Below are 24,563 nucleotides of genomic sequence, written 5' to 3' on the forward strand. Positions count from 1 at the left end.
GTGCGCTGTGGCAGGCTGAGCCGCACCATGGCAGCCACCCGATCCGCTCCCGCCCGCCAGGCCGGTCCGGCCCCCGGGGACGTCCTGGGCCACGTCACCCTCGTGACGGGCAAGGAGGAGTTCCTGCGCGAGCGCACCGTCGGTGCCGTGCGCGCTGCGGTCCGCGCCCACGACGCCGAGGCCGAGATGGCCGAGGCGGTCGGCTCCGACCTCACCCTCGGGTCCCTGGGGGAGATGTCGGCACCCAGCCTGTTCTCCAGCACCCGCTGCGTCGTCGTGCGCGAGCTCGAGCACCTGCCCGAGGAGTCGGTCGCGGCGCTGCTCGACTACGCCGCCGCCCCCGCCGAGGACGTCGCGCTCGTGCTGGTCCACAGCGGCGGGCCGAAGGGCTCGGGCACCCTGACCAAGCTGCGCAAGCTCGGGCCGGTCACGGAGGTCAAGACCGAGGAGCTCAAGGCCTCGGAGTTCCCGCAGTTCGTGCTCGCCGAGGCGCGCATGCTCGGGTCGCGGATGGAGCCGAGCGCCGCCGCCCTGCTGGTGCAGGCGATCGGGCAGGACCTGCGCGCCCTCGCCGCGGCCGTCGACCAGCTGACCCACGACTTCCCGGGCGAGACCATCGCCGAGCAGCGGGTCTCGCAGTACTTCGGGGGACGGGCCGAGGCGAAGTCCTTCGTCGTCGCCGACGCGGCCTTCGCCGGGCGCCGGTTCGAGGCGCTGGAGGAGCTGCGCTGGGCGCTGGACAACGGCACGGCCTCGGTCCTGGTGACCTCGGCCTTCGCCGGGAGCGCCCGTGGGCTGGCCCGGTTCAAGGCCGCCACGTCCCGCGGCCGGGGCGCCCGCGACGCCGACCTGGCGCGCGACGTCGGCGTGCCGCCGTGGAAGATCCGCACCCTGCGCGAGCAGGTCAAGGGCTGGAGCGACGACGGCCTGGTCGCGGCGATCCGCGCGGTCGCGCAGGCCGACGCCGACATCAAGGGCGCGGCCAGCGACCCGGCGTACACCCTCGAGCGGCTGGTGCTCACCATCACCGCCCTGCGCTCCTGAGGCGCAGGCCGGGTCCCGGAAACGCCGACGACCCGCCCCACCGGAGTGGAGCGGGTCGCTGTCAGCGTCCCAGACCGGGTCGAGCCCGGGGGAGGATCAGAGTGCGGCGGCCTTCTTGGCGATCGACGACTTGCGGTTCGCGGCCTGGTTCTTGTGGATGACGCCCTTGGAGACGGCCTTGTCGAGCTTCTTGGTGGCGACGCGGGAGGCGAGGACGGCCTTCTCGGTCTCGCCGGCCTCGGCGGCCTCGTTGAAGCGGCGGATGGCGGTCTTGAGCTCGCTCTTGACGGCCTTGTTGCGCTCGTGGCGCTTCTCGTTCTGCTTGTTGCGCTTGATCTGGGACTTGATGTTGGCCACGGGGCCCGCCTCACATGTGTCGGTACGTGCTGGTCTGGTGGAGCTGACGGTCGCAGCGGGCGCGCGAGAGGCGCGCGCCAACGGAAGCGACGGCCAAGGCTAACAGCGGCGCAGGAGGCCACCCAAATCGCCTGGCGCGGGCCGGGCGGGGGCCGTCCTCACGCCAGCCGCCGCACCGATCCTCGCAGCAACCGCTCCGACTCGGCCAGCCGGAAGGCCTGCAGCCCGGGCGGCCCGACGTCCGCGTGCGTCACCGCACGCACGGCGAGCAGCACCCCGAGACCGGTGAGGAAGGCGGTCACGTCCTCCTCGGGCAGGGCGGCCAGGGCGGGGGAGGCGGTCGAGCGGACCGAGTCGTCGAACCACGCGTCCTGCGCCCGGTCCATCCGAGCCAGCAGCGGGTCCATCCACCCGGTCCCGGCGCCCGCCTGGCCCCAGTCGACGAGCACGACATCGCCGGTCGGCCGCACGAGCACGTTGTCGGCCCGGACGTCCCAGTGCACCAGGTGGGTCGTCGGCTGCTCGGCGAGCGCGAGCAGCCGCTCCCGCACGCCGGGCGCCGCGGTGGCCACGCGGGCGGGGACCCGCACGCCGGGCAGGTCGACCTCCAGGCAGGCGTCGGCCCACATCCGCAGCCGTCGCGGCAGGTCCACCAGGCCCACGCCGCGGGCGCCCCGTGCGTCGAGCGTCGCCGCGTCCGGGAGGGGTCGGCGACCGAGCTCGGCGGTGAGGTCCTCGACCGCGGCCACCGTCAGCGCCGCCTCGGCGTCGTCCGCGGCGACGGGGTGTCGGCCCTCGACGTCCTCGAGGACCAGCACCACCCAACCGTCCGACCCCTCGTCGAGGGCGTCGAGCAGGGTCGCCCAGCGCGGGTCCGGACCCAGGACGCGCAGGACGGCGACCTCACGCCGGAAGAGCTCGGGGGTGTCCGGGTGCAGCTCCGGTCCGACCGCCTTGACGAAGGCGCGCCGACCGGCCGAGGTACGCACGCGCGCGGCCGGACCCGGCGACATGCCGCCGACCTGGTCGACGGCGTGCACCACGGGACCGCCGAGGGCGTCCTCGACCCAGCCGCGGACCCGGGCGGGCGCCGCGCCCCAGGCCATCCGCGCGGCCGCGGGACTCACGACCGGCTCACGACCAGCCGCGCCGCCGGCGCAGCCAGCCCCACGCCGCCTCGCCCTGCCACCGCTGGAACTCGCGCAGCCAGGGCGAGGGCGCCGGCACGGGCAGGTCGCAGCTGGTGAGGAAGAAGCCCGCCATCGCGGCCAGCACGCAGTCGACGTGGTCGTCGGGGACCTCCGCGAGCAGGGGAGTACGCCGGAGCACGGCCTCCACGTCGACGCCGTCGCCGCACGGCCCGACCAGCAGCAGCAGCGAGTCGAGCCAGGCGGCGCCGCGCACCGGCCAGGCCCAGCCGTCCAGGAGGACCCGGCCGTCCGGGGTCAGGCGCAGGGTGTCGTCGCGCAGGTCGGTGTGGACCAGGGTGTCCCCGGCGGTGACCTCCGGGAGACGACCGGCCAGTCGGCCGGCGGTGATCAGCTGCATCGGCGTACCCAGGTCCTCGCGCTCGGCCAGGATGTCCCAGCGCCCCAGCCAGTCGGCGAGGTCCTCGGCGAAGTCGCGTAGGCCCGCGGGCGCAGGGGTCAGGACCTCGGCCACGGACGCCAGCGCGGCCAGGCACCGGTCCAGCTCGTCCTCGGTCCACGGCCGGACCGGAGCGGCGCCGACGGGGTGCTCGAGCAGCAGCACGACCCAGTCGCCGTCGAGGAAGGCGGTCAGCCCCACCACGGGGACCTGCGCCGGCAGCGAGGCCAGCCACCGGGCCTCGCTGCGCAGGGCGGCGGCGAAGGAGCGCTGCGCCTTGGCGGAGGCGGCCCGCAGCAGGTGGGTGCTGCCGTCGGCACAGGTGAGGACGGTCTCGACGACCGGCACGAAGCCGTGGGTCAGCGAGGCGTCCGAGACCACCGCGGAGCCGAGCCGGGCCTCGACCTCGAAGCGCACCTGCGGCGGCAGGTGGGCCCAGTCCAGGCGGCGGGCCGTGCGGCCCCACGGCAGGTAGGTGTGCACGGCGGCAGGTGTCGGTGGCGCAGGGGACGCAACGGCAGGCGCGACCGCCGGGGAAGAGGTGGGCACCGGCCCATCGTGGCCCGGGTCACGCCCGAAGCCCGGGACCCGGGGCCTCGGCGTGGCGGGGGTTCGTGGGGTGGCGTGGGAGGATGGGCGAGTCCGTCCCGACGTACGAGAGACGCCTGAGACCCCCGTGCCTGCTGTTCCCCCGAAGTCCTGGCCCGTCCCCGGCCAGACCGATCCGGCCATCATCCGGAACTTCTGCATCATCGCCCACATCGACCACGGCAAGTCGACGCTGGCCGACCGGATGCTGCAGCTCACCGGCGTCGTCGACGACCGCGCGGCCCGGGCGCAGTACCTCGACCGGATGGACATCGAGCGCGAGCGCGGCATCACCATCAAGTCCCAGGCCGTCCGGCTGCCGTGGGCGGTCGTGGACGACAACGAGCAGGGCGCCGAGCCGGGCACCTACGTGCTCAACATGATCGACACGCCCGGCCACGTCGACTTCACCTACGAGGTCTCCCGCTCGCTGGAGGCCTGCGAGGCCGCGATCCTGCTGGTCGACGCGGCGCAGGGCATCGAGGCCCAGACGCTGGCCAACCTCTACCTCGCCATGGGCGCCGACCTCCACATCATCCCGGTGCTCAACAAGATCGACCTGCCCAGCGCCAACCCGGAGAAGTACGCCGCGGAGCTGGCCGGCCTGGTGGGCTGCGAGCCCGAGGACGTGCTGCAGGTCAGCGCCAAGACCGGCCTGGGGGTCGAGGCGCTGCTCAACGAGATCGTCAAGCAGACACCGCCGCCCGTCGGTGACGCCGACAAGCCCGCGAGGGCGCTGATCTTCGACTCCGTCTACGACACCTACCGCGGCGTGGTGACCTACGTCCGCGTCGTCGACGGCAAGCTCAACCACCGCGACCGGATCAAGATGATGTCGACGGGTGCGACCCACGAGATGCTCGAGGTGGGCGTCATCAGCCCCGAGCAGGTCAAGGCCGGCGAGCTCGGCGTGGGCGAGGTCGGCTACCTCATCACCGGCGTGAAGGACGTGCGCCAGTCCCGCGTCGGCGACACCGTCACGACCCTCCACCACGGCGCGACCGAGGCGCTGGGCGGCTACAAGCACCCCAACCCGATGGTCTACGCCGGGCTCTACCCGATCGACGGCGACCAGTTCGGCGACCTGCGCGAGGCGCTGGAGAAGCTCCAGCTCAACGACGCCGCGCTGACCTACGAGCCGGAGACCTCCGGTGCGCTCGGGTTCGGCTTCCGCTGCGGCTTCCTGGGCCTGCTGCACATGGAGATCACCCGCGACCGGCTCGAGCGCGAGTTCGGCCTCGACCTCATCTCCACCGCGCCCAACGTGGTCTACGAGGTCCTCATGGAGGACGGCACCGAGGTCGAGGTGACCAACCCCAGCGAGTTCCCCGAGGGCAAGATCGCCGAGGTCCGCGAGCCGGTCGTCAAGGCCACCATCCTCTCGCCCAGCGACTTCATCGGCACGATCATGGAGCTGTGCCAGACCAAGCGCGGCACGCTCGGCGGGATGGACTACCTCTCCGAGGACCGTGTGGAGATGCGCTACACGCTGCCGATGGGCGAGATCGTCTTCGACTTCTTCGACCAGCTGAAGTCGCGCACCAAGGGCTACGCCTCGCTCGACTACGAGCGCTCCGGCGAGCAGGCCGCCGACCTGGTCAAGGTCGACATCCTGCTGCAGGGCGAGCCGGTCGACGCCTTCAGCGCGATCGTGCACAAGGACGCCGCCTACGCCTACGGCGTGATGATGGCCGGCAAGCTCAAGGAGCTCATCCCGAGGCAGCAGTTCGAGGTCCCGATCCAGGCCGCCATCGGCGCCCGCGTCATCGCCCGCGAGAACATCCGCGCCATCCGCAAGGACGTGCTCGCCAAGTGCTACGGCGGTGACATCAGCCGCAAGCGCAAGCTGCTGGAGAAGCAGAAGGAGGGCAAGAAGCGGATGAAGATGGTCGGCCGCGTCGAGGTCCCCCAGGAGGCCTTCGTCGCGGCGCTGAGCAACGACGGCGCCGGCAGCTCGGTGGACAAGTCCAAGAAGTAGTGCCCGAGCCGCTGCCGCCCGTCCTGCGTGGGCTGCTGGAGGAGTGGGACCTCGAGCGGGAGACCGACGAGGTCTGGGGCCGGTTCTCCGTCGCGGTCCCGGTGCGCACCGGCGACGGGGGGAGCGCCGTGCTCAAGGTCGCCGATCCCGGGATCGAGACCGAGCACGAGGCGCTGGCGCTGCAGACATGGGGCGGTCGCGGTGCGGTCCGGCTGCTCCGGGCCGACCCGCACCGGCGGGCGGTCCTGCTGGAGCGGCTCGAGCGGCGCGACCTCACCGAGGAGTGGGACGTGGCCGCCTGCGAGGTGGTGGGGGACCTCTACGGGCGGCTGCACGTCCCGGCACCGCCCCGGTTCAGCCCGCTGAGGGCGTACGTCGAGCGCAACCTGGAGCCGCTGGCCGCGCTGCCGCGCGACGCGGGCCTGCCCCACCGGATGGTCCAGCAGTGCGTCGGCCTGCTGCGCGACCTGACGACCGATCCCGCCAGCACCGGGGTGCTCGTCCACGGCGACCTGCACTACGAGAACGTCCTGGCCCGGGCAGGAGACGGGGAGGGGGACGTGGCGGGGGACCGGGTCGGCGGCTGGGTGGCCATCGATCCGCACGCGATGAGCGGGGACCCGCACTGGGAGCCCGCCCCGCTGCTGTGGACCCGGTTCGACGAGGTCGCCGGCGACGTCCGCCGTGCGCTGCGCGCGCGCTTCCACGCGGTGGTCGACGCCGCGGGCCTCGACGAGGACCGGGCGCGCGCGTGGGCCACGGTCCGACTGGTGCTCAACGCGTTCTGGGCCGTCCGGGACGGGGAGCCGGACCCGGCGTACGTCACGCGGATGCTCACGGTGGCCAAGGCGATCGCGGACTGAGCCCGCGGGCAGCCTCCCGGCGACCGGCGTAATCGGGTCGAGCCGCCCCCGCCCGCCTGGGAGGATGCCGTCATGTCGCGCATCCTCACCGTCAGCGTCGGCCGCCCCCGTGAGGCCGCGTGGGCGGGCATCGGTCGGACCTCGATCGACAAGACGTCGGTCACCGGCCCGGTCCACGTCCACCGCCTGGGCCTGGCCGGCGACGAGGTCTCCGACACCGTCCACCACGGCGGACCCGACCAGGCGGTCTACGCCTTCGCTCGCGAGGACCTCGACCACTGGGAGGGCGAGCTCGGCACGCCCATCGCGGACGGCCAGTTCGGCGAGAACCTCACGACGCAGGGCATCGACGTCAACGAGGCCGAGATCGGCGAGCGCTGGCAGGTCGGCGACGTGCTGCTGGAGGTCCGCTCGGTCCGCACGCCCTGCAACGACTTCAAGCAGTGGATGGGCCGTTCGGGCTACGACAACCGGGCCTGGGTACGCCGCTTCGCCGAGCTCGCCCGCCCCGGGCCCTACCTGCGGGTGCTCGGCGAGGGCACGCTGGCAGCCGGTGACGAGCTGAGCGTCGTGCACCGTCCCGGGCACGGGGTCACGGTCAGCACGATGTTCCGGGCCCTCAACACCGACCACTCCCTGCTGCCCCGGCTGCTCGAGGTCCCCGACCTCCTGCCGCGGGCGCGGGAGCGCGCCGAGGTCTACGCCGCCGGATCCTGAGGTTCTCAGGAAGTCCTGAGATGACTTGCACGCATCCCTAGGGGAAGTGACGTAAGTTACGGCCAACGTCCGGCTTTCCTGGAGGTGCCGGAGTTCCGTTGTCCCCTGCACAGGAGCGTCATGCCCGCCAACCCCGATGTCAGCTTCCTCGATCACCTGCCGCAGAACCTGGCCCTGCTCTTCCTCGACCGAGTGGCGAAGTCCCCGAACGCCGAGGCGTTCCGCTTCCCAGTCGGTGAGGCGTGGGAGTCCGTGACCTGGAATCAGGTGGGTCGCAGGGTCACCCATCTTGCCGCCGGCCTGCTCTCGCTCGGCATGACCGGCGGGCAGCGCGTGGCTATCGCCTCGGGCACCCGTTACGAGTGGGTCCTGACCGACCTCGCCATCATGTGCGCCGGCTTGGCGACCACCACCGTCTACCCCTCGACCAACGCTGAGGACACCGCCTACATCGTCAGCGACTCCGAGTCCCAGGTCGTCTTCGCCGAGGACGACACCCAGGTCGCCAAGCTGCGCGAGCGCAGGCACGAGATCCCGACCGTGCAGAAGGTCGTGGTCTTCGACGGCCAGACGGACGGCGAATGGGTCATCAGCCTGGACGACCTCGCCGCGCTGGGCGAGAAGCACGTCGTCGAGCACCCCGACGTCGTGGCCGAGACGGCGAGGGCGATCGCGCCCGACGACCTGGCCACCCTGATCTACACCTCCGGCACCACCGGCCGCCCCAAGGGCGTGCGGCTGCTGCACCGGGGGTGGGTCTACGAGGGGGCGGCCATCAAGGCGCAGGACATCCTGCACGAGGACGACCTGCAGTTCCTGTGGCTGCCGTTGTCGCACTCGTTCGGCAAGGTGTTGCTCTCCGCCCAGCTGGCCTGCGGCTTCGCGACCGCCATCGACGGCCGGGTCGAGAAGATCGTCGACAACCTGGGCGTCGTGAAGCCGACGTTCATGGGTGCGGCGCCGCGCATCTTCGAGAAGGCACACGCCCGCATCGTCACCATGACCGCCTCCGAGGGCGGTGCCAAGGAGAAGATCTTCCAGCAGGCCTTCAAGGTCGGCATCGAGGTCGACAGGCGCAAGCGTGAGGGCTTGAGCATCCCGCTGTCGCTGAAGCTGCAGCACCGTCTGTTCGACAAGCTGGTCTTCAGCAAGGTCCGTGAACGGTTCGGCGGCCGGGTGAGGTTCTTCATCTCCGGCTCGGCCGCCCTCAACTCCGAGATCGCCGAGTGGTTCCACGCCGCGGGCATCCTCATCCTCGAGGGCTACGGCATGACCGAGGACTGCGCCGGCGCCACGGTGAACCACCCCGAGAACTACAAGATGGGCACGGTCGGGCCCGCGCTGCCCGGCGCCGAGGTCCGCATCGGCGAAGGCGGCGAGGTCCAGCTGCGCGGGCCGCACATCATGGCCGGCTACCACAACCTCCCCGACAAGACCGCCGAGGCGTTCACCGAGGACGGCTGGCTGCGCACCGGGGACAAGGGCGAGCTGGACGCCGACGGCTTCCTCACCATCACCGGCCGGATCAAGGAGCTCTTCAAGACGTCCGGCGGCAAGTACATCGCCCCGCCGGCGATCGAGTCGAAGTTCAAGGCGCTGTGCCCCTACGCCAGCCAGTTCATGGTCTTCGGCGCCGAGCGCAACTTCGTCGTCGCGCTCATCACCCTGGACCCCGACGCGATGGCGGGCTGGGCCGAGGAGAACGGCATGGCGGGCAAGGACTACACCGAGATCGTACGCTCGCCGCAGGTCAAGGAGATGGTCGCCGGCTACGTCGAGCAGCTCAACGCCAAGCTCAACCGCTGGGAGACCATCAAGAAGTGGGAGATCCTCGACCACGACCTCACCATCGAGTCCGGTGAGCTGACCCCCTCGATGAAGGTCAAGCGCTCGGTCGTGGAGGACAACAACAAGCAGCTGATCGACAGCTTCTACAGCTGATCGACCTCGACGCCCCGGTCGGCGCACCTCGTGTGCGCCGGCCGGGGCGTCGTCGCGTCCAGGGACGGGGGAGGATGGGCCGGTGCCTTCCACCCTCCCCGACGGCGAGCCCGCACCGGCCGATGGCAGCCTCCCGGTCAGCGCGCTGGAGGGGGTGGGTGAGCGCCCCTTCGGGCTCTACGTGCACGTGCCCTTCTGCGCGGTGCGCTGCGGCTACTGCGACTTCAACACCTACACCGCCGAGGAGCTCGGGCCGGCGAGCGTCCCCGGTGCCTCCCGCTTGACGTACGCCGACGCAGCCGTCGCCGAGGTCCGCCGGATTCGCGGGGTGCTCGGCGAGCGCGACGTGCGCGTCGACACCGTCTTCCTCGGCGGGGGCACCCCGACGCTGCTGCCGCCCGAGGACCTGGTCGCGGTGCTGGCCGCCGCCCGCGACGAGCTGGGGCTGGCCCCCGACGTCGAGGTCACGACCGAGGCGAACCCCGACTCGGTGACCCCCGAGGGCCTGGCCCGGCTGCGCGAGGGCGGCTTCACCCGGGTCTCCTTCGGCATGCAGTCGCAGGTGCGCCACGTGCTGGCGGTGCTCGACCGCACCCACGACCCCGAGCGGGTGCCGCGGGCCGTGGAGTGGGCCCGCGAGGCCGGGCTGCAGGTCTCCCTCGACCTGATCTACGGCACGCCGGGGGAGTCGGTCGCGGACTGGGAGACGTCCCTGCGGGCGGCCCTGGACTGCGCGCCCGACCACGTGTCGGCGTACTCCCTCATCGTCGAGGACGGCACCGCGCTGGCCCGCCGGGTGCGGCGCGGGGAGCTGCCGATGCCCGAGGAGGACGACCTCGCCGACAAGTACGAGCTGGCCGACCAGCACCTGCGGGCCGCGGGGCTGGAGTGGTACGAGGTGTCCAACTGGTCCACGGGGGAGGCGACCCGCTGCCGGCACAACCTGCTCTACTGGACCGGCGCGGACTGGTGGGGCGTGGGCCCCGGTGCGCACAGCCACGTCGGCGGCGTGCGCTGGTGGAACGTCAAGCACCCCGCGGCGTACGCCGAGCGGCTGGCCGCCGGGGTCAGCCCGGCGCTGGCCCGCGAGGTGCTGTCACCGGAGGACCGCCGCGTCGAGCGGGTGCTGCTGGAGCTGCGGCTGCGTGACGGCCTGCCGATGGACGTGCTCGACGACACCGGTCGCGCGGCCGTGCCGGACCAGGTGGCGGCCGGACTGGTCAGCGTGACCGGCGACCGGCTCGTGCTCACCGACCGCGGCCGGCTCCTGGCCGACGGGGTCGTGCGCGACCTGCTGGCGTGACGGTCGGCTCGGCCGGGCGACCCCTCAGCTGACCATCCGGATCGTGAGCGGGTAGCGGTGCTCCTCGCCGTTCGCCGACTTCACCGTCCCGATGAGGGTGAAGACCACCCACAGCACCCCGACGACCAGCAGCAGCAGGATGCCGACGAGCACCAGCACGAGCACGCCGGAGACGACGGCGTAGATCAGCATCGAGAGCTGGAAGTTCAGCGACTCCACGGCCTGGCGCCGGACGTAGGGCGACTCGTTGCCCTTGAGCAGCAGCACCAGCAGCGGGCCGAGGAACGCCAGCGCCACGGCCGCGCCGACGAAGGCCGACCAGTGGGCGGCGCCGCCCCAGGTGCGCTCCTCGTCGGGGGTCATGGGCCGGGGGCCGGGGGCGCCCCAGCCCCCGCCCGGAGGGCCGGGCGGTGGGCCCCACGACGGCGGCTGCCCCCCAGGGGGACCCGGAGGACCCGGCGGCGGCGGGGGCGGCGGGGGCGTCTGGCTCATCGGTCTCCCTGGTCTATCGATCGGACTGGTCGGTGGTGACGAAGTCGATCAGCTCCTCGACCCGACCCAGCAGGGCGGGCTCGAGGTCGGCGAAGGAGGAGACCCTACCGAGCAGCTGCTTCCAGGCGCGGGCGATGTCGGCCTGGTCACGGTGCGGCCAGCCGAGGTGCTGGCACACGCCCTTCTTCCACTCGATCGAGCGCGGGATGGTCGGCCATGCGGTGAGGCCGACCCGCTCGGGCTTGATGGCCTGCCACACGTCGACGAAGGGGTGCCCGACGATCAGGACGTGCTTGCCGACGGGGGATCGGAGGATGCCCTGGGCGATCCGGCTCTCCTTGGAGCCCGGCACGAGGTGGTCGACCAGCACGCCGACGCGGCGACCGGGTCCGGGCCGGAAGTCGCGCAGGTGGTCGGCGAGGTCGTCGACGCCGCCGAGGTACTCCACGGCCACTCCTTCGACCCGCAGGTCGTCGCCCCAGACCTTCTCGACCAGCTCGGCGTCGTGGCGGCCCTCGACGAAGATCCGGCTGGCCCGCGCCACCCGGGCTCTGGTCTCCACGGCCACCGAGCCGGAGGCGGTGCGGGTCGGCTTGGCCGGACCCTTCTGCGTCACCGGCGCCACGAGCACGACGGGACGGCCCTCGAGCAGGAAGCCCGGGCCGAGCGGGAAGGTACGCCGGGTGCCGCGGCGGTCCTCCAGCGTGAGCACGTCCAGGTCGCGGTCGACCGAGACGATCTCGCCGCAGAAGTCGGTGGTGACCTCCTCCACGACCTCACCGATCGTGGCCGGTGCCTCGACGGCACGGCCGCGCCTGGGGGCGCGCCAGTCGGTGGAGAGGACGTCGGAGCCGTAGCGGTCGGTCACCGGACGAGGCTAGGCAGCCGACCGGGTCCGGGTCAGGAGGACGCGCCGGGCCCGTCCTTCTCGGCCCCGTCGTCGCCGGCTCCCTCATCGGTGTCGTCCATCTCGTCGGCGGTCTTGCCGCCCTCGAGCAGCTCGCTCCCCTCGCCGTCGGGCAGCCCCTCGGCCAGCGGATTGTCCTCGCCCGGCACCAGGTCGGGCGGCAGCTGCTCGTCGGGGATGGCGCTGGTCGTCTGCTTGGACTCGCTCTCGGACATGTCCCGACGCTAGGCGCCTCCCGACGCGGCCAGCCTCACCCCCGCGAGCGCAGCGGGCCGACGGTCCACCCGCCCTCGGTGCCCTTTATGCGGTCCCAGACGAAGGGGCGCTGCCCGGGGTCGACGGGGCGGACGACGACCCGGTCTGTGCCGGGTGCGGTGAGGAAGGGCCGGCAGCGCGAGTCAGTCGGCGCGCTGCGCGCGGGCGGGTCGTGCTGGCGACCGGTGCCAGGTCGCCGCTGAGAGGCCCCGACTCCAGGAGCGTGAACCGGCACCCGCCGGGCACCACGCGGGCCGCCGCCACCCGCAGCGAGCCGTCCGGTGCCAGGGCCGGCTGCGAGGCCGACACGGGCCCCGCGCCGTAGGCCGGGTGGCCGGACCACGCGACCCGGCGGATGCCGCCGGCCTCGTCCCACAGCCAGGCGCCCTCCTCGTCCTCGCCGAGGAATGCGGCGCGTCCGTCCGGTGCGACCTCCGGCTCCCCGCCGAAGCCCGGCTCGCGCTGCGCCCAGCACTCGCGGTCGCGGCAGACCAGGCCGATGGTCAGGTCGTCCCCGTCGTACTCGTTGCCGTTCGAGAACAGGGCGAGCACGGCCACCGTGCCACCCTCCTCACGGGCGGTGGTGTCGGCGAAGTCGCGGCCGCGTCCGTCGAGCTCGAAGACCTCCTCGGGCCCGGTCCAGCCGGACCCGTCGGGGTCGCGGTGCTGGACGGTGAGGACGCGACCGTCGGGGCTGCCGACGGAGACCGCCGCCTCGTCGCCCTCGAGCTCGATGACGCGCGCCGGTGGCGCCTGGTCGGCGTAGGTCTGCTGGGCGTGGCGATAGGTGACCAGGTCGTCGTGGAGCACCGTCACCCACAGCACGCCGATCCCGGCCAGCACGACGACCGCTGCTGCGACCACCACGAGCACCCGCGAACCCGCGGCCCCACCGTAGGGGGGTCAGGCCGCCCAGCCGGCAGGTCCGAGGTCGTCGACGAGCTCGACCGCGCGGCCCGGGTAGATCTCGACGACGGTTGCGGTGGTGCGGCGGGCGGCCTCGCCTGGGGTGCTCGGCAGGGCGCGGGTGCCGGTGGCGTCGCGGAGGTAGGTGTGGCCGTGGGGGTCGCGCCAGAGGTGGATGCCGGGGAAGGGTTCGCGGACCTGCCAGCCGCCGTGGGTCTTGAGTCGGTGGTGGAAGGTGTGGAGGGGGCCGAGGTTGTCGACGCGGGTCTGTTCCCGGGGGTGTTCGGCTCCGGGTGGCTGTTCGTGCCCGGGTGGTTGCCAGGGTTCCTCGTGGTCGATCTGGGTGTGGCTGCTGGTGGAGGTCGCCGTGCCCCAGGGGAAGGTCTCGACGGGGTGGCGGAGCTGGACTGCTCGGCGGTGTCGGGTGGGGATCTCGTAGGCGTCGACGGGTGCGAGTCCGTCGATGTCGAGGACCGGGAGCACCTGGAAGTGGGTGTGGGGGCCGAGGACCTCTCGTAGCCAGGTCTCGGACACGGCTCCGTGGCCGTCGATGCGCGCGACGTGGTCGAGCGGCTGGCCGGTCTCGTCGTGGTCGCGGCCGGGTGGGACGGTGATGTGCTCGCCGGTGTCGGGGTCGGTGTGGTGGGTGCCGCCGTAGAGGTGGACCACCAGCGTGGTGTGCGGCAGCAGGTCGCGCAGGTCCACCTCGGCGAGGTCGGGCAGGTCGGCTCCGGCGTCGGTGGTGAGTCCACCGGCGAGCAGCGCGACCGCCTGGACGCGGAGGTCGTCGGTGGTAGGGGCGTCCTCGGCCTCGGTCACCGTGACCGGCAGCGTCTGCTCGATGCGGGAGGCCAGGGTGGTGACCGCGGCGTCGAGGGCGTCGATGACGGGTAGGGGTGCTCGGACCATGAAGGTGCCCATGCCGGCTGCTTGGTCGCCGGGCTGCGGGGTGAGCTTCTTGGCGAAGCGGGCGCGAGCGGCGCGCTGCTCGCGCTCGCGGGCGAGGTGGGGTGCGGCGGCGGTGACCTTGCCGGCCACGAGGGTCTGGAAGCGGGTCCAGGGGATGCGGCCGTCGGCGGACTCGGCGACCTCCCCGTCGACCCAGGCTGCTTCGGCGGCACTCAGGTTGCGGGTGGCTTCGGCGACGTGGATGGCGTAGGTGTCGCGGACCTCGAGGGCCTGCACCCGTGACCACAGGTTCGGGAGTCGGAGCGTGAGGTCGAGTGCGGCGGAGATGTAGCGACGTCCGGCGTGGGTGCCGCGGCCCATCCGGGCGCCGAACTCGGCGGCGGCGAACTCGGTGACCTCGGGGGTCCCCTCCCCGCCGTAGAGCTTGGCCTTCTCCCGCCCGGGCTTGCCCGACTCGGCGGGGTCGAGGCGGTCCGCGGAGTGCGCCACGGCCCATTCGTAGGCCAGCGCCAGCAGCTCGGCGCCCATCCGCTGCCAGGTGCTCGCGCACTCGCCGACCCGGTCCAACACCTGGGTCTCGGTCAGGCCGCCGACCTCCGGCGCCGTCGACTCCGGGGTGGGCTCGGAGGCTGGCGACATGTCGCCATCATAGTCGAACACCAGTTCGAACACAAGAGAAGATCTCGCATCGCCAGTCGTCCTCCGCGACACCCACAAGGGTCGCAGTCACGGTCGATGCGACGCGCAGGGCGACGCGCGCCGCACTGTGCGAGGTCTACGGAGAGCCCAGGCGCAGTGCGACGCCGCGGATCCGGTCCTGCGCGTCGAGGAACAGCGTCACGCCCCACCACTCCAGGCACGCGGAGGTGACGTCGGCGGGGGAGGAGAGGGTGAGGGTGCGCAGCCCCTGCAGCCCGGGCGGCGCCTCGCCCGCGCTCTCGGGACAGGTGCCGGAGACGCCCTCGCGCAGCTCGTACCAGCCGCCGCTCCCGGCCAGGACGTCGAGCGCCGAGAACGGTCCCGAGCGCTCGGCGTACTCCGTCCCCACCTCCCACGCCTCGAGGTCCATGAGCTCCTCGCCGGACACCGTCGTCGAGGTCGGTCCGTCCTCGATGCCCACCCAGACCCCGCGGGCCGCAAACGGTGCACCGAGCGACGGGTCGGCGGCGAAGCGGTAGAACTCCTCGGCGAGCGCCTCGTCGGCCTCCTCCACCGGTCCGACACTGGCGCCTCGCGGAGAGCAGGGGCCGCGGAACCGCTCGAGGTCCAGCGCGGCGGTGCGGACCTGCACGCTCGTCCTCGGGCCGGCCGGGGTGCCCGCCGCCGGGCGCTGGCGCACGACGGTGCGCGGGCGCACCCCGCACCCGACCGTGACGGGCGGACCCCACGACGAGCCCAGTGCGAGCTCGCCGAGGAGCTGCTGGGCGTCCGCCGACGGCAGCCCGACGAGGTCGGGAACGACCGCGGTCGCCGGCGCGCTCGTCGCCGGCCCGGCCGCGGTGGGAGAGCTGGGCCCTTGCGGTTCCGACGAGGAGGTCGGAGCCGGCTCCGGTGTCGGGGCGTCCGACGAGCACCCGGCGGCGCCGGCCACCACGATCAACGCGGCGATCACACCCGAGACCCAGGACGTGCTGCTCACGTGACCCCCTCGGCCGTCGCCTCGCCGGGGCCTGCCACGGCGGTGGCGCTTCCAGTGTCGCGCTGCGGGCGTGCCGATGACCGGGTCCATGGTCCTGAAGACGCACGCCGAGCGTCCCCGGTTGCGTGCCTCGGCCCACCGGCCGCCCGCCGGAGGGCTGCTACAGCAGCGGCAGCCGCTTCTGGCTGCGCGGCAGGTGCTCGTACCCGCGCTCGACGGCCCGGGCCAGGTGCGCGGGGTCGATCGGCCAGTCGCCGACCGAGAGCGCCTGCGCCAGCGGCACCCCGCGGCCGGCCAGGTCGCGGATCGTCTCGGCCACGACGCCGATGTCGGCGCGCTGGTCCATGACGAACTCCCGGTCCACCGGCGCCCCGTGCCCGGGCACGACGACCGTGCCGGACGTGCACAGCTGCAGCGTGACGTCGAGGGCCAGCGGCCACTCCATCGGGAAGGAGTCGGCGCCGTACGCCGGGGGACCGGACTGCTCGACCAGGTCGCCGGCCAGCACCACGTCGGCGTCGGGCACCCGCACGACCAGGTCGCCGGCGGTGTGGCCGCGTCCGGGGTGCACCAGCTCCAGGGCCCGGTCGCCGAGGTCGACCACCGCGACCGACGAGAACGGGTGGTCGGGCAGCACGACCGGGCTCGCGTCGACCTCGCCCGGCACCGGCTCCTCGCCGTCGTACGCCGGCCGGTCGGCCGCCCACGCGGCCAGCTCCTCGACGCACGTCTCGTGCGCGTGCACGGGCAGCGCGTCGCCGTAGGCCTCGCGCAGCGTCGCGGTGCCGAGCACGTGGTCGTGGTGGGCGTGGGTGGTCACGACCGCGACGACCTCGCCGGCACCGAGCGCGCGAGCCTGCTCCACCACCACCCAGCCCATCCGGGTCGAGGCGTGCGTGTCGACCACGACGAGGCCGCGCTCGCCCCCGACGTAGGTGGTGTTGGCGTCGTACCACTCGTGGCGGGCGACCCACACGCGGTCAGCGACCTCGACGAGGGCTGGGGGACTGGCGGTCATGCCGCCACCCTAGGAGCGGGTTCAGCACACCCCGCCGTCGAGGTGCCGGCGCAGCAGCTCGCCCAGCTCGGCCGGGGTGGCAGCGGGTGGGCTGAAGCGCAGGCGCTCGGAGTGCGCACCCTCGGCGTCGATCCAGCGCAGGTCCACGCCGGCAGGCGTGAGCGCGCCGAGGGAGGCGGCCAGCAGCCGGGCCGGGGGGAGCCCGGTGCGCCGCGAGACCGCCCGCCGCAGCTCCTCGCCGTGGCAGGTCGTGGCGTGCTGCGCGGCGCGCGTGAGGTAGCCGCGGTTGAGCACGTGCTCCTCGGAGAGGAAGTCGGCGACCGGGACGGGGGTGGCACGCCCCCGCACCGTGAGGACGACCGCGGACGGCTCGAGCACGGCGACGCGGTGCTCCTCGGGGCAGCTGCCGCAGCGCTCGCCGGCCCCGAGCGCCAGGCGCCCGGTGAGGTGCAGCTGGTCCGCCCGCGCAGGATCCCCCGCGTCGACGCCACCGGTGAGGTGCAGCGAGACCACCTCGCGCCGCGCCGCCGCGGTCAGCAGGGCCGCGTCCGCGCGGCACACCAGGGTGGGCCGCCCGGCGTCGTCGTCGAGACCGAGGACCTCCTCGGCGAGGTCGACGGGCAGACCGTCCCGGCGCAGGTCCGCGGCGGCGGGGCAGGCGAGCACGCTCCGAGCGCGGGCCGCCACGGAGTAGGGGTCGCGCTGGGTTCGGGGGGAGCGGACGAGCGGCACGGGACCTCCGAGACGAGTCGGTGAAATAGTTAGGCAAGCCTAACCTGACCTCACGGTCCTGTCAGCACCTCGACCCCGCGGCTTGTAGCATTGGCACTCCGGCCTGCGGAGTGCCAGCGCAGGCCCCGCGGGCCTCCGGGCCCGCCTCGACCGCAGACCTCGGAGGTGGACCGTGCAGGAGGACCGTCGGCTCGCCGTGCTCCGCGCCATCGTGGAGGACTACGTCCACACCGAGGAGCCGGTCGGGTCCAAGGCGCTGGTCGAGCGGCACGGCCTCGGCGTCTCGCCGGCCACGGTCCGCAACGACATGGCGGTGCTGGAGGAGGAGGGCTACATCACCCAGCCCCACACCAGCGCCGGTCGCGTCCCCACCGACAAGGGCTACCGGCTCTTCGTCGACCGGCTCACCACCGTCAAGCCGCTCTCGGCGGCGGAGAAGCGGGCCATCTCCTCCTTCCTCGACGGCGCCGTCGACCTCGACGACGTGGTCTCGCGCTCGGTGCGGCTGCTCTCGCAGCTGACCCGCCAGGTCGCCGTCGTGCAGTACCCCACGCTCTCCTCCTCCACCGTCCGCCACGTCGAGCTCGTCGCCCTCGCCCCGGAGCGGCTGCTGGTCGTGCTGATCCTCAGCACCGGCCGGGTCGAGCAGCGCCTGGTCGAGCTCACGTCCCCGCTCGGCGAGGAGGAGCTGGCCGCCCTGCGTAGCCGGGTCCTGCTCGCCGCCGTCGGGCAGCGGATCGCCGACGCGGTCACCGCGCTCCGCGACTCGGTGACCCCGCAGCCGGACCTCCAGCAGCCGGACCCCGAGCAGGCGCCCGGCCTGGTCGCGGACCCGACCGGTGCCGTGGTCGAGGCACTCGTGGAGGCGATGAGCGACCACCGCTCCGACCAGCGGGTGGCGGTCGGCGGCGCCGCGAACCTCGCGCGCTACGGCGACAGCTTCGACTCCGCCGTACGTCCCCTGCTCGAGGCGCTGGAGGAGCACGTCGTGCTGCTCAAGCTCCTCGGCGAGGCGGGCACCGGCGGGCTGGTCACCGTCCGGATCGGCGCGGAGGGCCCCTACGAGGAGCTCTCCTCCACCAGCGCGGTCTCCACCGGCTACGGCCCCGAGGACCAGTCGTTGGCAACCCTGGGCATCGTCGGCCCGACCCGCATGGACTACCCCGGCACCATGGCAGCCGTGCGCGCGGTCGCCCGCTACGTCACCCGCATCCTCGACGAGGCCTGACCCGCTCCCACCGGAGCAGCCGGGCCCCGCCGGCCCACCCCCAGCCAGCACCCCGCACCCGAGCACAGGACAGGAAGCAACCGCCCGTGAGCCAGGACCTGTACGCGATCCTCGACGTCGCCCGAGACGCCGACGAGGCCACCATCAAGAAGGCCTACCGGAAGCTGGCCCGGCAGTACCACCCCGACGTCAACCCCGACCCCTCCGCCAAGGAGCGCTTCGGCGAGGTCTCGCGGGCCTACGAGGTGCTCTCGGACCCGCAGAAGCGCGCGGCCTACGACCGTGGCGGGGACCCGTTCGGCGGCATGGGCGGCGCCGGTGCGGGCGCCGGGTTCTCCTTCACCGACATCATGGACGCCTTCTTCGGCGGCGGTGCCCAGGGCACCGGCACCGGCCGGGGCCCGCGTCCGCGCGTGCGCCGCGGCCAGGACGCGCTGATCCGCCTGGAGATCGAGCTCGCCGAGGCCGCCTTCGGCGTCGCCCGGGAGATCAAGGTCGACACCGCGGTGACCTGCTCCACCTGCGCCGGCGAGGGCGCGGCGCCGGGCACGCACGCGATCCCGTGCGAGACCTGCCGCGGCCAGGGCGAGGTCGCCCACGTCCAGCGCTCCTTCCTCGGCGAGATCCGCACCCTGCGCCCGTGCGCTGCCTGCCGCGGCTTCGGCACCGTCATCCCCGACCCGTGCCGCGAGTGCTCCGGCGACGGCCGGGTCCGCTCGCGCCGCTCGCTGACGGTGAAGATCCCCGCGGGCGTCGACACCGGCACCCGGGTCCAGCTCGCCGAGCAGGGCGAGGTCGGCCCCGGCGGCGGCCCCGCCGGCGACCTGTACGTCGAGATCCACGTCGCCCCGCACCCGGTCTTCAAGCGCCAGGGCGACGACCTGCACTGCACCGTGACCGTCCCGATGACCGCGGCCGCGCTCGGCACCACCATCGAGATGCCCACGCTGGAGGCCGACGTGGTCGACGGCGAGCCGACCACCGACCTCGAGACCTCCTTCGAGCTCGACGTCCGCCCCGGCACCCAGTCCGGCACCGAGCAGGTGCTGCGCGGGCGCGGGGTCCCCGGTCTGCGCGGCGGCCGCGGCGACCTGGTCGTCACCCTCGCCGTGGAGACGCCGACCCGGCTCGACGCACGCCAGGAGGAGCTGCTGCGCGAGCTCGCCGCCCTGCGCGGCGAGGAGGCCCCCGAGGGCACGGTCAAGCCGGGCGCGAAGTCGGTCTTCGGCCGCCTGCGCGACGCGTTCAACCCGCACTGACCCGGGTCACCCGATGAGCCTGCCCGTCCACCTGGTCCCGTCCCTCGACGCTGCCACCACCGGCAGCACGGTGGTGGTCGAGGGCGACGAGGCCCACCACGCCGTCGCCGTACGCCGTCTGCGGACCGGTGAGCAGGTCGTGCTGACCGACGGGCTCGGTCGCGCCGTGGTCGGCGAGGTGGCCGAGACCGGCAAGCGACGGCTCGAGGTCGTGGTGACCTCGGTGACCGCCGAGCCCGAGCCCGCCCCGGCCGTCACCGTCGTCCAGGCGCTGCCCAAGGGCGACCGCGGCGAGCTGGCCGTGGAGGTGCTGACGGAGGTCGGTGTCGCCCGCGTCGTGCCGTGGGCCGCCGCGCGCTCGGTCGCGGTCTGGAAGGGCGAGCGCGCCGAGAAGGGCCTGGCCAAGTGGCGCGCCACCGCCCGGGAGGCCGCCAAGCAGTCCCGCCGCTCCTGGCACCCGGTCGTCGACCCGCTCGCGACCACGGCCGGGGTGGTCGACCTGGTGGCTGCCGCCGACCTCGCGGTCGTGCTGCACGAGGACGCCACCGAGCCGCTCAGCGGGCTCGAGGTGCCCGCTCTGGGCAGCGTCCTGGTCGTCGTCGGCCCCGAGGGCGGCATCGCCCCCGAGGAGCTCGACGCGCTCACGGCCGCCGGCGCGCGGTCGGTGCGCCTGGGCGCGGAGGTCCTGCGGACCTCGACCGCCGGCGTCGCCGCCGTCGCCGCCCTGCTGGCCCGCACCCCCCGCTGGGGCTGAGCCCCGGCTCAGCCGACGGTGATCTCCTTGGTGTCGAACATCGGCGGGTTGCCCTCCCCGCCGGAGGGGTCGTCGGTCATGGCGATGAAGGTGTAGCTCCCCGGCGCGAGGTCGGAGAGGTCCACCTCGGTCTCCCAGGGGTAGAGCGCGTCCATCCAGCCCTCGGCCGTGGCGAACCCGCGCGCCACGACCGCGTCGGACCCGTCGCGGACCTCCCACGGGACGGTGGCCTCGAAGGACGAGGCCACACCGCTGGCGGTGAAGGTGTCGGGGACCTCCGCGCCCTCCTCGGGGGAGGTCACGTTGACCAGGGAGAGCACCTCGAGCTGGTCGGCGTTCTCGACGCCGTCGGCGGTGTCGATGCCGAAGAGGGTGGTCGCGCCGCCGGGCGACTCCACCACCACCGCGTCGCGGGTCTGCAGGGCGCCCTGGACGGTGTAGACGAGTGACTGCAGCGCGAGCTCGGCGTCGCCCGCCGACATCCCGGAGGGGCGTTCGGTCCACGCGTCGTCGGTGGTGGTCACGACGATCCGGCCGTCCTCGCGCGCGACGGAGGAGAAGCCGCCGCCGTCGGGGAAGGCCGAGCGGTAGTCGGGGTCGGCCGGCACGCCCGCGGCCGCCATCTCCGCGGCACCGAGCGCCGGCTCGCCGCTGACCTTGCGGAACTCGCGGAAGAGCCGCGGCCCGGAGCCGGTGTCGCCCACGTAGTAGACCGGCACGGTGCCGGCCGCGGCGGGCTCCTCCTCGGCGGGGGCGCTCGTGGGCTCGGTCGGCGAGGGCTCGGGAGTGGCCGAGGGGCTGTCCGAGACCTCCCCGGCGACCGGGTCGGTGGCCGTCCCGTCCTCGCCGCAGGCGGCGACGAGCAGCAGGACCCCGGCCGCGACGGCGGCGGAGGAAGTACGTCGGAGAGCGGTGCGCATGTGGTCCATGATGCCCCTGTGACGCGCTGGGCCCGCCTGCGGTTCCGGGGTGTGTCGCCGGCAGCGGCCCCGGGCCACCGTCCCCGTGAGAGCATCGGCACGGGAGAGGAGACCCATGAGCGACTGCCTGTTCTGCAAGATCGTGGCCGACGAGATCCCAGCCGAGATCGTCCACGTCACCGAGCGCACGGTGGCCTTCCGCGACATCCACCCCCAGGCGCCGACCCACGTGCTGGTCGTGCCCCGGGCCCACTTCGCCAACGCCGGTGAGCTGGCCGTGGGCGACCCGGTCGCGATGGCCGAGCTGGTCGACGCCGCGCACGCCGTGGCCACCGCCGAGGGCCACGAGGACGGCTACCGCCTGGTCTTCAACACCGGCGCCAAGGCCGGGCAGACGGTCTTCCACACCCACGTGCACGTCCTGGCCGGCCGCGACCTGACCTGGCCCCCGGGATGAGACGACGGCTCGCCGCGCTGCTGGCCGCGCTCGTGCTGGCCGTGGCCGGCACCGTGGCGGTCGCAGCCACGTGGGACCGTACCGAGCGGCGTACCGGCTCCGCGGCCGACGTCCTCGAGCCGCCCGCACCGCCGGAGGTGGCCGCCCAGCAGCTGCGCAGCGTCGAGCCCGGCAAGCGGTTGCCGCTGCGCGAGGGCGAGCGCCGGATGACCCTGGAGATGGACGCCGCCTACACCCCGAGCGCCCCGACGGGCACCGGCACCGACGACTACCGCTGCTTCCTGCTCGACCCCGGGCTGGAGGAGGACGTCTGGCTCACCGGCAGCCAGGTGCTGCCCGGCAACCCCGACGTCGTGCACCACGTCATCCTCTTCGAGGTCGAGCCCGACCAGGTCGCCGCCGCGGAGGAGCAGGACGCGCAGACCGTCGACCCCGGCTGGACCTGCTTCGGCGGCACCGGCCTGGAGGGCGACTTCGCCCGGCTGACCGACGCCAACTGGCTGGCCGCCTGGGCTCCGGGCGGCGACGAGACCCGCACGCCCGACGGCCTCGGCACCCGGCTCGAGGCCGGGAGCCGCGTGGTCATGCAGGTCCACTACAACCTCCTGCAGGGCGCCGCCCCCGACACCTCGGCCACGCAGCTGCGCTGGCTGCCGGGCGACCGGGACCTCGACGCGCTGCACACCTACCTCATGCCGGCCCCGGTCGAGCTGCCGTGCCGCGCGGCCCGCGACGACGGCCCGCTCTGCGAGCGGGACGCCGCGATGGCCGACCTGCGCGAGCGCTTCGGTGGAGCGGCCTTCACCGCGGACGCCCTGCACCTGCTGTGCGGGGAGCTCGAGGAGCCCTCGGAGACCACGACCTGCACCCGGCGGGTCTCCCAGGAGATGACCGTCCACGGCGTCGCCGGGCACATGCACCTGCTCGGCCGCGAGATCAGCGTCGTGGCCAACGAGGGCACCGACCGCGAGCGGACCCTGCTCGACATCGACCTGTGGGACTTCGACGACCAGGGCAGCCGGCGGATCGAGCCGGCGACCCTCCGCCCCGGCGACACCCTCACCGTCACCTGCCGCCACGAGCAGTGGCTGCGCGACAAGCTGCCCGCGTTCGACGGGCAGGAGGAGGACCGCTACGTGCTGTGGGGCGAGGGGTCGACCGACGAGATGTGCCTGGGCACGCTGCAGGTCACCTACGCCTCGGGCGAGCCCACCAGCGCGTTCTGAGCGGTCGGCCGCACCGCTCAGAGGTAGTAGAAGAGCCGCATCACGGCGAAGACCACCGGCAGCCCGAAGACCACCAGCAGGAACCACGCGGTCCAGCGGTGGACCGGCTTGGTGGAGTCCAGCCGGCCGCCGAAGTCCAGCAGCGCGCCCTCGACGGTGTGGTGGGTCAGACCCATCCGCCGGGCGTCGCCGGGCATCGCCTCGCCGGGGAACCAGTACGGCGGCAGCGACTCGTCGTCGGGGTCCGGGTCCTCGTCGTCCCACTCGCGCAGGTGGGGGTCGAGTCCGGGCACGGCCCCCACGGTACGGGGTCGGGGTGTGCGGACGGAGGAACTCGCTGGGAGGTCGTCGCCCCACGCCGTACAGTGAAGGGGTTCCGACCAGCACGCCTCCCGACTGCAGAGAGGGCCCTCCCGGGCATCCATGACTGACGCGCACACGACCCGCCACACCGTGGTGGTCCCCAACAGCATCGACATGGTCAGCCTGCTCGGGCCCGGGGACGAGCACCTCGCGCAGCTGGAGGAGGCCCTCGACGCCGACCTCCACGTGCGCGGCAACCGGATCACGCTCATCGGCGAGCCGTCCGAGCTGGCGCTGGGGGAGCGGCTCCTCGACGAGCTGGTCACCATCCTGCGCACCGGGCAGAGCGTCACCGGCGACACCGTCGAGCGGGTCCTCGGCATGCTCCGCGCCGAGACCAGCGAGCGCCCCGCCGACGTGCTGAGCCTCAACATCCTCAGCAACCGAGGCCGCTCGATCCGGCCCAAGACGCTGAACCAGAAGCGCTACGTCGACTCCATCGACGAGCACACGATCACCTTCGGCATCGGCCCCGCCGGCACCGGCAAGACCTACCTCGCGATGGCCAAGGCCGTGCAGGCGCTGCACGCCAAGCAGGCCAACCGGATCATCCTCACCCGCCCCGCGGTCGAGGCCGGCGAGCACCTCGGCTTCCTGCCGGGCACCCTCGGGGAGAAGATCGACCCCTACCTCCGCCCGCTCTACGACGCGCTGCACGACATGATCGACCCGGACTCGATCCCCAAGCTCATGGCGGCCGGCACCATCGAGGTCGCGCCGCTGGCCTACATGCGCGGGCGCACGCTCAACGACTCCTTCATCATCCTCGACGAGGCGCAGAACACCACGCCGGAGCAGATGAAGATGTTCCTGACCCGGCTGGGCTTCGGCTCCAAGATCGTGGTCACCGGCGACGTCACCCAGACCGACCTGCCCGGCGGTGTCCGCTCGGGGCTGCGCGTGGTCGAGGACATCCTCGACGGCGTCGAGGACATCGGCTTCCACCGGCTCACCTCGGCCGACGTGGTGCGGCACAAGCTCGTGGGCCGGATCGTGGCGGCGTACGACGAGTTCGACGCCCGTGCGCAGCAGGACGCTCCGCGCAGCGGCCCGCCGGCGCGCACGCACCGCAAGCAGCGCTCGTGACGTCGGGGTCCGAGCCGTCCACCGAGGACGTGCG

Annotated in this window: 25 protein-coding genes; 12 read left to right on the plus strand and 13 right to left on the minus strand. The window is 73.5% G+C overall.

All coding sequences use genetic code 11. From position 1 onward, the window contains the following. The first annotated feature begins 27 nt into the window (after positions 1 to 27). Positions 28 to 1,044, plus strand: coding sequence for a DNA polymerase III subunit delta (gene holA / locus ACYVID_RS07165; protein WP_460735812.1), 1,017 nt, complete (start codon positions 28 to 30; stop codon positions 1,042 to 1,044). Positions 1,045 to 1,140: 96 nt separating this feature from the next. Here holA and rpsT read toward each other — a convergent pair whose 3' ends face one another. The 3 genes from rpsT to ACYVID_RS07180 form a co-directional block, all read right to left on the minus strand. Next, entirely contained in the window at positions 1,141 to 1,401 is a 261-nt protein-coding gene (gene rpsT, locus ACYVID_RS07170) for a 30S ribosomal protein S20 (RefSeq protein WP_460735814.1), read from the minus strand. A 158-nt stretch (positions 1,402 to 1,559) separates the two neighbouring features. Beyond that, on the minus strand, positions 1,560 to 2,528 hold the full coding sequence (locus tag ACYVID_RS07175) for a phosphotransferase (protein ID WP_460735816.1): 969 nt from the start codon (positions 2,526 to 2,528) through the stop codon (positions 1,560 to 1,562). A gap of 7 nt (positions 2,529 to 2,535) precedes the next feature. Beyond that, on the minus strand, positions 2,536 to 3,471 hold the full coding sequence (locus ACYVID_RS07180; RefSeq protein WP_460735818.1) for a hypothetical protein: 936 nt from the start codon (positions 3,469 to 3,471) through the stop codon (positions 2,536 to 2,538). A 193-nt stretch (positions 3,472 to 3,664) separates the two neighbouring features. Between ACYVID_RS07180 and lepA the strand changes: the two genes are divergently transcribed. The 5 genes from lepA (at position 3,665) to hemW (ending at position 10,378) form a co-directional block, all read left to right on the plus strand. Then, entirely contained in the window at positions 3,665 to 5,554 is a 1,890-nt protein-coding gene (gene lepA, locus ACYVID_RS07185) for a translation elongation factor 4 (RefSeq protein WP_460735820.1), read from the plus strand. Continuing rightward, positions 5,554 to 6,417 carry an aminoglycoside phosphotransferase family protein gene (locus tag ACYVID_RS07190; RefSeq protein WP_460735822.1) on the plus strand — a complete coding sequence of 288 codons (864 nt, stop codon included), beginning with the start codon at positions 5,554 to 5,556 and terminating at the stop codon, positions 6,415 to 6,417. Before lepA ends, ACYVID_RS07190 begins: the two co-directional genes overlap by 1 nt. A 72-nt stretch (positions 6,418 to 6,489) precedes the next feature. After that, the gene (locus ACYVID_RS07195) at positions 6,490 to 7,134 is read left to right on the plus strand and encodes an MOSC domain-containing protein (RefSeq protein ID WP_460735824.1); all 645 of its coding nucleotides are present in this window, start codon (positions 6,490 to 6,492) and stop codon (positions 7,132 to 7,134) included. Positions 7,135 to 7,254: 120 nt separating this feature from the next. Continuing rightward, positions 7,255 to 9,075, plus strand: a complete 1,821-nt coding sequence (locus ACYVID_RS07200; RefSeq protein ID WP_460735826.1) for an AMP-dependent synthetase/ligase — start codon at positions 7,255 to 7,257, stop codon at positions 9,073 to 9,075. Positions 9,076 to 9,157: 82 nt separating this feature from the next. Then, positions 9,158 to 10,378 (plus strand): radical SAM family heme chaperone HemW, encoded by a 1,221-nt coding sequence (gene hemW, locus ACYVID_RS07205; protein WP_460735828.1) that lies wholly within the window; start codon positions 9,158 to 9,160, stop codon positions 10,376 to 10,378. 24 nt (positions 10,379 to 10,402) lie between these two features. Here hemW and ACYVID_RS07210 read toward each other — a convergent pair whose 3' ends face one another. The 8 genes from ACYVID_RS07210 to ACYVID_RS07245 all read right to left on the minus strand — a co-directional run bounded on the left by ACYVID_RS07210 (position 10,403) and on the right by ACYVID_RS07245 (position 17,236). Next, a complete protein-coding gene (locus ACYVID_RS07210) occupies positions 10,403 to 10,741 on the minus strand; it encodes a DUF4870 domain-containing protein (protein WP_460735830.1) in 339 nt (112 codons plus the stop codon). A gap of 142 nt (positions 10,742 to 10,883) precedes the next feature. Continuing rightward, the gene (locus ACYVID_RS07215; protein ID WP_460735832.1) at positions 10,884 to 11,738 is read right to left on the minus strand and encodes a DUF3097 domain-containing protein; all 855 of its coding nucleotides are present in this window, start codon (positions 11,736 to 11,738) and stop codon (positions 10,884 to 10,886) included. Between the two features lie 32 nt (positions 11,739 to 11,770). Continuing rightward, positions 11,771 to 11,992 carry a hypothetical protein gene (locus tag ACYVID_RS07220; RefSeq protein ID WP_460735834.1) on the minus strand — a complete coding sequence of 74 codons (222 nt, stop codon included), beginning with the start codon at positions 11,990 to 11,992 and terminating at the stop codon, positions 11,771 to 11,773. An 85-nt stretch (positions 11,993 to 12,077) separates the two neighbouring features. After that, positions 12,078 to 12,905 carry a hypothetical protein gene (locus tag ACYVID_RS07225; RefSeq protein WP_460735836.1) on the minus strand — a complete coding sequence of 276 codons (828 nt, stop codon included), beginning with the start codon at positions 12,903 to 12,905 and terminating at the stop codon, positions 12,078 to 12,080. A 30-nt stretch (positions 12,906 to 12,935) separates the two neighbouring features. Next, on the minus strand, positions 12,936 to 14,486 hold the full coding sequence (locus ACYVID_RS07230; protein WP_460735838.1) for a DUF222 domain-containing protein: 1,551 nt from the start codon (positions 14,484 to 14,486) through the stop codon (positions 12,936 to 12,938). A gap of 136 nt (positions 14,487 to 14,622) precedes the next feature. Beyond that, the gene (locus ACYVID_RS07235; RefSeq protein ID WP_460735840.1) at positions 14,623 to 15,486 is read right to left on the minus strand and encodes a PASTA domain-containing protein; all 864 of its coding nucleotides are present in this window, start codon (positions 15,484 to 15,486) and stop codon (positions 14,623 to 14,625) included. Between the two features lie 160 nt (positions 15,487 to 15,646). Further along, complete coding sequence (locus ACYVID_RS07240; protein WP_460735842.1) at positions 15,647 to 16,504, minus strand: MBL fold metallo-hydrolase; 858 nt, start codon at positions 16,502 to 16,504, stop codon at positions 15,647 to 15,649. Positions 16,505 to 16,525: 21 nt separating this feature from the next. Then, complete coding sequence (locus ACYVID_RS07245; protein ID WP_460735844.1) at positions 16,526 to 17,236, minus strand: hypothetical protein; 711 nt, start codon at positions 17,234 to 17,236, stop codon at positions 16,526 to 16,528. Positions 17,237 to 17,408: 172 nt separating this feature from the next. Between ACYVID_RS07245 and hrcA the strand changes: the two genes are divergently transcribed. From hrcA to ACYVID_RS07260, 3 genes are all read left to right on the plus strand, one after another. Further along, positions 17,409 to 18,464: a heat-inducible transcriptional repressor HrcA gene (gene hrcA / locus ACYVID_RS07250; RefSeq protein ID WP_460735846.1), complete on the plus strand. Its 1,056-nt coding sequence runs from the start codon at positions 17,409 to 17,411 to the stop codon at positions 18,462 to 18,464. Positions 18,465 to 18,550: 86 nt separating this feature from the next. Further along, complete coding sequence (gene dnaJ / locus ACYVID_RS07255) at positions 18,551 to 19,723, plus strand: molecular chaperone DnaJ (RefSeq protein WP_460735848.1); 1,173 nt, start codon at positions 18,551 to 18,553, stop codon at positions 19,721 to 19,723. Between the two features lie 13 nt (positions 19,724 to 19,736). Further along, entirely contained in the window at positions 19,737 to 20,477 is a 741-nt protein-coding gene (locus ACYVID_RS07260; protein ID WP_460735850.1) for a 16S rRNA (uracil(1498)-N(3))-methyltransferase, read from the plus strand. 8 nt (positions 20,478 to 20,485) lie between these two features. Here the strand turns inward: ACYVID_RS07260 and ACYVID_RS07265 are convergent, their stop codons facing one another. Further along, positions 20,486 to 21,397 carry a Gmad2 immunoglobulin-like domain-containing protein gene (locus ACYVID_RS07265; protein WP_460735852.1) on the minus strand — a complete coding sequence of 304 codons (912 nt, stop codon included), beginning with the start codon at positions 21,395 to 21,397 and terminating at the stop codon, positions 20,486 to 20,488. Between the two features lie 115 nt (positions 21,398 to 21,512). Here ACYVID_RS07265 and ACYVID_RS07270 point away from each other — a divergent pair, with 115 nt between their 5' ends. After that, complete coding sequence (locus ACYVID_RS07270) at positions 21,513 to 21,854, plus strand: histidine triad nucleotide-binding protein (RefSeq protein WP_460735854.1); 342 nt, start codon at positions 21,513 to 21,515, stop codon at positions 21,852 to 21,854. Continuing rightward, positions 21,851 to 23,080, plus strand: coding sequence for a monooxygenase (locus tag ACYVID_RS07275; protein WP_460735856.1), 1,230 nt, complete (start codon positions 21,851 to 21,853; stop codon positions 23,078 to 23,080). Before ACYVID_RS07270 ends, ACYVID_RS07275 begins: the two co-directional genes overlap by 4 nt. Before the next feature lie 17 nt (positions 23,081 to 23,097). On the opposite strand, the gene ACYVID_RS07280 is transcribed toward ACYVID_RS07275, so the two are convergent. Then, the gene (locus ACYVID_RS07280; protein ID WP_460735858.1) at positions 23,098 to 23,373 is read right to left on the minus strand and encodes a hypothetical protein; all 276 of its coding nucleotides are present in this window, start codon (positions 23,371 to 23,373) and stop codon (positions 23,098 to 23,100) included. A gap of 130 nt (positions 23,374 to 23,503) precedes the next feature. On the opposite strand from ACYVID_RS07280, the gene ACYVID_RS07285 reads away from it, so the two are divergent. Next, positions 23,504 to 24,529 (plus strand): PhoH family protein, encoded by a 1,026-nt coding sequence (locus tag ACYVID_RS07285; protein ID WP_460735860.1) that lies wholly within the window; start codon positions 23,504 to 23,506, stop codon positions 24,527 to 24,529. Positions 24,530 to 24,563: the final 34 nt, after the last annotated feature.

It is taken from the genome of Nocardioides ginkgobilobae, assembly GCF_054781275.1.

Bases quoted from the DNA above. Each gene is read 5' to 3' on its own strand.
- ACYVID_RS07275 (WP_460735856.1), top strand. From the start codon at position 21,851: ATGAGACGACGGCTCGCCGCGCTGCTGGCCGCGCTCGTGCTGGCCGTG.
- ACYVID_RS07220 (WP_460735834.1), bottom strand. From the start codon at position 11,992: ATGTCCGAGAGCGAGTCCAAGCAGACGACCAGCGCCATCCCCGACGAG.
- ACYVID_RS07240 (WP_460735842.1), bottom strand. From the start codon at position 16,504: ATGACCGCCAGTCCCCCAGCCCTCGTCGAGGTCGCTGACCGCGTGTGG.
- holA (WP_460735812.1), top strand. From the start codon at position 28: ATGGCAGCCACCCGATCCGCTCCCGCCCGCCAGGCCGGTCCGGCCCCC.
- ACYVID_RS07210 (WP_460735830.1), bottom strand. From the start codon at position 10,741: ATGACCCCCGACGAGGAGCGCACCTGGGGCGGCGCCGCCCACTGGTCG.
- ACYVID_RS07260 (WP_460735850.1), top strand. From the start codon at position 19,737: ATGAGCCTGCCCGTCCACCTGGTCCCGTCCCTCGACGCTGCCACCACC.
- ACYVID_RS07285 (WP_460735860.1), top strand. From the start codon at position 23,504: ATGACTGACGCGCACACGACCCGCCACACCGTGGTGGTCCCCAACAGC.
- ACYVID_RS07265 (WP_460735852.1), bottom strand. From the start codon at position 21,397: ATGCGCACCGCTCTCCGACGTACTTCCTCCGCCGCCGTCGCGGCCGGG.
- ACYVID_RS07195 (WP_460735824.1), top strand. From the start codon at position 6,490: ATGTCGCGCATCCTCACCGTCAGCGTCGGCCGCCCCCGTGAGGCCGCG.
- ACYVID_RS07200 (WP_460735826.1), top strand. From the start codon at position 7,255: ATGCCCGCCAACCCCGATGTCAGCTTCCTCGATCACCTGCCGCAGAAC.
- ACYVID_RS07270 (WP_460735854.1), top strand. From the start codon at position 21,513: ATGAGCGACTGCCTGTTCTGCAAGATCGTGGCCGACGAGATCCCAGCC.
- ACYVID_RS07230 (WP_460735838.1), bottom strand. From the start codon at position 14,486: ATGTCGCCAGCCTCCGAGCCCACCCCGGAGTCGACGGCGCCGGAGGTC.